The organism is Caproiciproducens galactitolivorans, from assembly GCF_026672255.1.
GTDB classification, from domain to species: Bacteria; Bacillota; Clostridia; order Oscillospirales; family Acutalibacteraceae; genus Caproiciproducens; species Caproiciproducens galactitolivorans_A.
In genome coordinates this window covers 198,710-206,010 of sequence record NZ_JAPOHA010000007.1, presented here as the reverse complement: position 1 = coordinate 206,010, position 7,301 = coordinate 198,710, and the positions used below count along the sequence as shown (strand labels likewise).

7 protein-coding genes are annotated in these 7,301 nt (G+C 47.5%); all 7 read right to left on the bottom strand.

Going from position 1 to position 7,301, the window contains the following annotated elements; all coding sequences use genetic code 11:
* Window positions 1-132: 132 nt before the first annotated feature.
* The gene (gene hslO, locus OUY18_RS08745) at window positions 133-1,023 is read right to left on the bottom strand and encodes an Hsp33 family molecular chaperone HslO (protein ID WP_268058384.1); all 891 of its coding nucleotides are present in this window, start codon (window positions 1,021-1,023) and stop codon (window positions 133-135) included.
* Window positions 1,024-1,037: 14 nt separating this feature from the next.
* Entirely contained in the window at window positions 1,038-1,778 is a 741-nt protein-coding gene (locus OUY18_RS08740; protein ID WP_268058383.1) for a class I SAM-dependent DNA methyltransferase, read from the bottom strand.
* Window positions 1,775-2,077 (bottom strand): YerC/YecD family TrpR-related protein, encoded by a 303-nt coding sequence (locus OUY18_RS08735; RefSeq protein ID WP_268058382.1) that lies wholly within the window; start codon window positions 2,075-2,077, stop codon window positions 1,775-1,777. Before OUY18_RS08735 ends, OUY18_RS08740 begins: the two co-directional genes overlap by 4 nt.
* A gap of 190 nt (window positions 2,078-2,267) precedes the next feature.
* Window positions 2,268-2,846, bottom strand: a complete 579-nt coding sequence (gene yihA / locus OUY18_RS08730) for a ribosome biogenesis GTP-binding protein YihA/YsxC (protein ID WP_268058381.1) — start codon at window positions 2,844-2,846, stop codon at window positions 2,268-2,270.
* A gap of 12 nt (window positions 2,847-2,858) precedes the next feature.
* Window positions 2,859-5,291 carry an endopeptidase La gene (gene lon / locus OUY18_RS08725; RefSeq protein WP_268058380.1) on the bottom strand — a complete coding sequence of 811 codons (2,433 nt, stop codon included), beginning with the start codon at window positions 5,289-5,291 and terminating at the stop codon, window positions 2,859-2,861.
* 77 nt (window positions 5,292-5,368) lie between these two features.
* Window positions 5,369-6,679: an ATP-dependent Clp protease ATP-binding subunit ClpX gene (clpX, locus tag OUY18_RS08720; RefSeq protein WP_268058379.1), complete on the bottom strand. Its 1,311-nt coding sequence runs from the start codon at window positions 6,677-6,679 to the stop codon at window positions 5,369-5,371.
* Window positions 6,680-6,700: 21 nt separating this feature from the next.
* Entirely contained in the window at window positions 6,701-7,282 is a 582-nt protein-coding gene (gene clpP / locus OUY18_RS08715) for an ATP-dependent Clp endopeptidase proteolytic subunit ClpP (RefSeq protein WP_268058378.1), read from the bottom strand.
* Window positions 7,283-7,301: the final 19 nt, after the last annotated feature.

The window sequence follows — 7,301 nt, the reverse complement described above, 5'->3', positions numbered from 1 at the left end:
TGCTTGTAAGGCAGGTGCTCTAACCAGCTGAGCTATGCTCCCATTCTGTGTCGCAGTTATCAGCGACGTGTTATATCATACTATATCTTGTAAAGATTGTCAACACTTTCAATACAAATTTTTTCATTTTTTTCATTTATTTTGATTTTTTTGGTCAGCAAGACGGCTTAAATCCTGTTTCGTCAATTGATAGGCACGACCGCAATATTGGCACTTTATTTCCGCAAATCCTTCGTCTCCGGCGAGGGAAAGGATTTCTTCCGGCGAAAGGGTGAGAAGCGCCCGTTCAACCCGTTCGAGGCTGCAATTGCAGACATAGCGAACCGGGAATTCATCAAGGATTTCCATTTCAAAGCCGTTTAAAGCGGTTCTGCACATATCTTCAATGCTCATTCCCTTGGCAAGCATGGAGGTAACCGGTTCCAGCTTCTGAACGTTCTTTTCCAGCTTGTCGGTATCTTCCGGATTTGCTCCGGGCAATACCTGAATCAGCATGCCGCCGGCCAGAATCCGGCGTGTGTCGGTTTTATCCACCAGAACGCCCAGTGCGCACACGGTGGGAATCTGCTCGCTGACCGCATAATAATTGGTGATATCTTCTGCAATTTCACCGGATTGAATTTCAACCTGGCCAATATAGGGATTGCCTTCCCCAAAATCGCGAATCACACCCAAAATGCCGTCATTTCCCACTGCTCCCCCGACATCCAGCTTCCCGTTCGCTTTCAGCGGCAGCTCGACTTCGGGATGTTCAACATAGCCGCGGCAGTTCCCCTTACTGTCCGCAACAGCGACAACGGTGCCGAGAGGGCCTTTTCCGTTTATTTTCAGGGTTACGGTGGCGCCTTCCTTTTTCAGCATGGAGCCCATGATCGATGTCCCCGTAAGCAGTCTTCCCAGTGCGGCTGTAGCGACTGCGCTGGTTTTGTGAATCTGCTGTGCGGTTGCGACAAGATAAGTGGAATCAATTGCCGCCGCCATAATTCCTCCGTCCGAGGTGATGCATCTGATGATTCTATCCATAAAAACAATTCCTTTTAAACTTTTTTTGCCACAACGACAATCCGTTCCGCTTGATCGTCCGGCTTTTCAAAACTGAGGTCGCCAAATAAACCAACCGTCTCCAGTCCCACCTGTTCCAACAGGGAAAGAATCCGTTGGGTATCGTAAGCACGTTCATAAAATTGTTCGGAAGACCGCCGGTATGTACCGCCGCTCCGTTCGAAAAAATCCAGCGTTATCCCCACGCGGCCCGTTTTTTCTTCAAAACGGTTCTGCCAGACACAGTAAACCTCATCCGTATCGTAAACAAAAGTATGATTTCCCAGAACATATTTGTGTTTGTACAGGGTATTCATATCAAAAAGAAAATATCCGCCCGGATTTAAAAAAAGCGAAACGCGCGAAAAGGCCTTCTGCACGTCGCGTTCAAAGGTCAAATGGTTTATACTGTCCAGCATGCAGATCACCGTATCCACCGTACCGTACAGGTCAATATTCTGCATTTTCTGGCAAAGGAACAGAAGCTGCAAACCGTTTTCCGCCGCTTTCTGCTGTGCAACGGAAAGCATGGATGCAGAGCCGTCGATTCCATACACATCCAGTTTACGTTTGGCAAGCTCAATGGTAAGGCTTCCCGTACCGCAGGCCAGGTCGAGGGTCAATCCGGCGTCATGGTTCAGCTTTTTCAGCAGATCACAGATATAATCCGCCCTTTCCGGATAGCCGACGTTTTGCGTAAGGCTGTCATAATAGCGGGCAAAGGCTGAATAACTCATTTTGACTCCGTACCGTTTTCCATCCGATTGAATACAAGCTCGTAACCGTCGCATCCGTAATTGAGCGAACGGTTAACCCGGCTGATGGTCGCGGTAGAAGCGCCGGTCTGGGCGACAATATCGCTGTATACCTTTTTGGTGCTCAGCATGTGGGCGACCAGAAGGCGCTGCGACATCGCTTTGATTTCCGGAACCGTACATAAATCTTCAAAAAAATTATAGCATTCATCTACGGTATTTAAAGTAAGAATTGCTTTAAATAGAAAGTCGACACTGTCATCCTTAATTTTAGAATTCAAACAGTTTCACTCCTTAATCTTTTAATAGGATATGATTTTAGCACACGAAAGCGCAAAAGTAAAGTAAATCACTCCCTTATTTTAGATGAAAAATATTAATTTTTCATAAATTTTTTATGTTTATTATTTAAAAATCTGTTAAGTATGATTAGATTATAATCAAAAAGAAGCAAATTTTGTTTCCTTTATGTCATTTACTGCATACAGCGGTAATGCGGGCCCGAATTTCTTCTACCCCTTCCCCGTTGACCGCCGAGAAGGGAATGAACTCCAATTGCTGTTTGAAGATTTCATTCAGTAACTGAAGCTGTGTTTCCCGCTCCGTTTTCTTCAGTTTATCACTTTTTGTTGCGGCAACCACGAAAGGAAGCCCGGAATGCAGTAAAAAATCGATCATATGCAAATCGTCTTCTGTTGGTTGATGACGCATATCAATAATTTGAACCACCAGTCCGATTTTTCGCTGCGCATGAAAATATCCCTCAACCAGCTCGGCCCATCGAAGTTTTTCAGAGTGAGAAACCCGGGCATACCCGTATCCGGGTAAATCAACCAGCCTGCAGTCCGGTGTTTTGTAAAAATTAATGGTACCTGTTTTTCCCGGCTTTGCACTGGTTCTGGCGAGAGATTTTCGATTCAGCACTTTATTGATCAGGGAAGATTTTCCGACATTCGAACGGCCGGAAAAAACAATTTCCGGAACAGTGGAGTCCGGCAGCTGGTTTAGCAATCCGGCCGCCGACTCAAATTCCGCTTTTTCAAAATTCACATTGTCACCCCGTTACTGAGGAATACCGGACGACAGAACGCCCGATTGCTTTTTTACCGGATTTATCGTAATTTCGGTATCTGGGTTTTTATCCGGTTTTGGTTCGGGAAGTTTGCACAAAGCCGCTTCGAGGACCTGATCAATTTTTTCAACCGGCAGAAAATCAACCGAATTTTTTACCACCGAATCAATTTCCGCCAGGTCGGACACATTGTCGGCGGGAATAATTACGGTTTTAATCCCTGAGCGGTAGGCCGCCATGGTTTTTTCTTTCAGGCCGCCGATGGGAAGCACTCTGCCGAGCAAGGTAATTTCCCCTGTCATTGCAATATCATGCTTAATCGGGATATTCGTAAGCGCCGACGTAATTGCCGTTGCCATTGCCGTGCCGGCGGACGGGCCGTCTTTGGGAATGGCGCCTTCCGGAGCATGGATATGAATATCGTATTTACTGTAGAAATCATGGCTGATTCCGAGAGAAGCCGCACGGGTTCGAATACAGCTGATGGCCGTCCGCGCAGATTCCTTCATTACGTCGCCGAGCGAACCGGTAAGCTCGATTTTCCCCGTGCCGTCCATTACGGCAACCTCAATCGGCAATAATTCACCGCCGACGCTGGTCCACGCAAGGCCGTTGACAAGGCCAACCATATCGGACTTCGTCAATTCATCTTTCTTGAACTTTTTCGGCCCCAGCAGTTCTTCCAAATTGGAAGGAGATACGGTTATTTTGGTATTGCTGTCCTCTACAATTTTTTTGGCGCATTTCCTGCATATGGACGCAATCTGGCGTTCCAGATTCCGGACGCCCGCTTCTCTTGTATAGCCGTCGATCAGTTCGTGAATCGCGGCCGGGGTTATTTTTAACATTTTGGCGTTCATCCCGTGCTTTTTCAATTGCTTCGGGATTAAATGCTTTGACGCAATATGATACTTTTCTTCATGGGTATAACTGCCGAGCGTAATTACGTCCATACGGTCGAGCAAAGGTTCCGGTATGGCACTGTAATCATTGGCAGTCGTAATAAACATGACCTTGCTTAAATCAAAGGGCATATCGATATAGTGATCGAAGAACGAAGAATTCTGCTCCGAATCAAGGACTTCCAGCAAAGCGGACGCAGGGTCTCCGCGGAAATCATTTCCCAGTTTATCAATTTCATCAAGCAGAATCAGGGGATTGTTTGTACCGGCCTGCTTGAGCGCGGCAACAATTCTGCCCGGCATGGAACCGACGTAGGTTTTGCGGTGCCCCATAATATCGGATTCGTCCCGTACGCCGCCGAGAGACACACGTACATAATTCCGGCCGATTGCTTTCGCAATGGAGCGGGCAATGGACGTTTTGCCGACGCCCGGAGGGCCGACCAAACAGATAATCTGCCCCTTTATGTCAGGGGAAAGCTTTTTAACGGCCAAAATTTCGATAATACGCTCCTTGACCTTGGTCAGGCCATAGTGGTCATGGTCAAGAATTTTCTGCGCCCGGTTTAAGTCGATGTGTTCCCGGCTGCTGGTATTCCAGGGAAGCTCCAGGCAGGTTTCCACGTAACTCAAAATAACACTCGCTTCGTGGGAACCGTAAGGCATTTTTGCAAGCCGGTCGCATTCCTTCATCAGTTTATCATTTTGCAGCTTGGGAAGCTTCATTTTGGCGATGCGTTCCCGAAGCTCATCTGCTTCTCCCTGCGGATTGTCGTCATCGCCAAGTTCGCTGGAAATCGCGCGCATCTGCTCCCGAAGGAAGTATTCGCGCTGATTTTCATCGATCTGCTCTTTTGCCCTTTCGCTGATCTGGCTTTCAATGGAGAGAACCTGAATTTCATTCTTTAAAATCTCATTCAGTTTTTCCAGCCGTTTCACCGGATGAAGCTCTTCCAATATCTGCTGCTTCTTTTCGTAATCCAGGCTGATATTCGAGGTGATGTAATCCGCGAGTTCACCGCAGTCCTTCTTCTGAACGACGCCGATAATAATATCCGGCGGGATGCGGGTATAATTTTGAATATATTCCTCAAACAAGGTCTGCGTATAGCGGATCAAGGCCTCCGTCTTGTGCGTTTCCCTGTATGCTGCATTTTCAAGGGGAGAAACCTCCGCAAGGAGAAACGGGCTTTCGCTCACTACGGATTGGATTTTTGCCCGGTACATCCCTTCCGCGAAAAGCCGGATTCCCTCATCGGTATGGCGGATGACCTGCTTTATTTTTGCAACGATACCGATCTGATAAATTTCGTCTCCGTTTGGTTCGTTATCATTCAGATCCTTCTGAGCGACAAGAAAAATCTGCTGATTTTCCTCCATCGCCTTGGACAGCGCCAATATGGACTTTTTTCTGCCGACGTCAAATTGCAGCAGCATACCCGGGAAGATAACCAGTCCTCTCAGCGCGAGCACCGGAATCGAAGTTTTTTCAATTTTCTCGAGTTCAAGGTTGTTATTCATAGATTGCTCCTTAGCAGAAATGGCTGCTGCAAGTGGATAACAACAGTCTACCACGTGCAACAGCCAAGATACTTATATTATGACGCGGTATCTTTTCGGCCGCGCTTTCTTGGAGTTGTTATCTTAATCTTTACTGGCTTACGGTCGGGATTGTACACGATTTCCGGTTCCGCACCTTTCTCCACCGTGTCCGCGGTTATGGAAACTTTTTCAACAGTGTAATCCGACGGAACCTTGTACATAAGGTCTGTTAACAGGTTTTCCATAATCGACCGGAGACCTCTTGCGCCCGTGCGGCGTTCAATCGTCTTTTTCGCTATGGCCTTCAGTGCTTCCGGCTTAAATTCAAGTTCGACTTTATCGAGCTGGAACAGCTTTTTATATTGATTCAACAGACAGTTTTTCGGTTCCGTCAAGATACGGACAAGTGCATCTTCATCCAGTCCGTTAAGCGCTGCAATAACGGGCAGACGGCCGACCAGCTCCGGAATCAGGCCATATTTAACCAGGTCGTGCGGTACAACGCTCTGCATCCATGCGGTGGAATCCAGCTCGGTTTTGCTTCGAACCTGAGCGCCGAAACCCATGGCGGAGGATGCCGTGCGTTTTTCAACGATTTTATTTAAGCCGTCAAAAGCGCCGCCGCAGATAAACAGGATATTGGAAGTATCAATTTGCAAAAATTCCTGCTGCGGATGCTTTCTTCCGCCCTGCGGCGGAACGTTGGAAATCGTGCCTTCCAGAATTTTTAAAAGCGCCTGCTGGACGCCTTCGCCGCTTACATCACGTGTAATGGAAGGATTTTCGGACTTCCTGGCAATTTTATCGATTTCATCGATATAGATAATGCCGCGTTCGGCTTTCTCAATATCGAAATCGGCGGCCTGTATCAAACGGAGAAGGATATTTTCCACATCTTCGCCGACATAACCGGCTTCCGTCAATGTTGTGGCGTCCGCAATGGCGAACGGTACATCCAATATTTTCGCCAGCGTCTGCGCCAAAAGGGTTTTTCCAACACCGGTCGGGCCAAGCAGCAGAACATTGCTTTTCGTCAGTTCGACATCATCATTCCCATAATAAATACGCTTATAGTGGTTGTATACGGCAACGGAAAGCGCGATTTTTGCATTTTCCTGCCCGATTACATATTCGTCGAGCTGTTTCTTGATTTCGGAGGGTTTGGGCAGCTCGGCTGTGGATTCACCATAGGTCGATTTTCGGTTGGATAAGTTTTTTTCGTCGTCAAGAATAGACATGCAAAGCTCAATGCATTCGTCACAAATATAGACCCCGGGGCCCGCGATCAGGCGGCGCGCTTCATTCTGTGGTTTCCCGCAGAACGAACAGCTTACTCCCCTGTCCTTGTTATCTTCGTTACTGGACATTTAATTTATCACCAACCTCAACTATCGATTGTAAATAACCTTGTCAATCAGGCCGTATTGCATGGCGGCTTCCGCAGTCATAAAATTATCCCGCTCGGTATCCCTTTGTATTACCTCAAGCGGCTGACCCGTTTTCTCGGAAAGAATCTGGTTCAGCTTCTTTTTCGTGGCAATAATGTGATCCGCGTGAATCATGACATCGGTTGCCTGCCCCTGCGCGCCGCCGCTCGGCTGATGGATCATAATGTCGCTGTTCGGAAGGGCGAAACGCTTTCCTTTTGCGCCTGCGGCGAGAAGGAAAGCTCCCATGCTGGCGGCCATACCCATGCAAATCGTGGATACGTCGCATTTGATATACTGCATTGTGTCATAGATCGCCATACCGGCAGTAACGGAACCGCCGGGACTGTTAATGTATAAGCTAATATCTTTGGAAGGGTCCTGTCCTTCCAGATATAAAAGCTGCGCAACCACCAGACTGGAGGTGGTATCGTTTACCTCTTCGGTAAGCATCACGATTCTGTCATTCAGTAAGCGCGAAAAAATGTCGTAGGAACGTTCTCCGCGGTTCGTTTGTTCAATGACATACGGGACTAAACTCATTGTTGCGTACCTCCAATAA

Excerpts from the sequence above, each read along its gene's own strand:
- hslO (WP_268058384.1), bottom strand. The coding sequence starts at position 1,023 with ATGGATAGAATCATCAGATGCATCACCTCGGACGGAGGAATTATGGCG.
- clpX (WP_268058379.1), bottom strand. The coding sequence starts at position 6,679 with ATGTCCAGTAACGAAGATAACAAGGACAGGGGAGTAAGCTGTTCGTTC.
- OUY18_RS08740 (WP_268058383.1), bottom strand. The coding sequence starts at position 1,778 with ATGAGTTATTCAGCCTTTGCCCGCTATTATGACAGCCTTACGCAAAAC.
- clpP (WP_268058378.1), bottom strand. The coding sequence starts at position 7,282 with ATGAGTTTAGTCCCGTATGTCATTGAACAAACGAACCGCGGAGAACGT.
- lon (WP_268058380.1), bottom strand. The coding sequence starts at position 5,291 with ATGAATAACAACCTTGAACTCGAGAAAATTGAAAAAACTTCGATTCCG.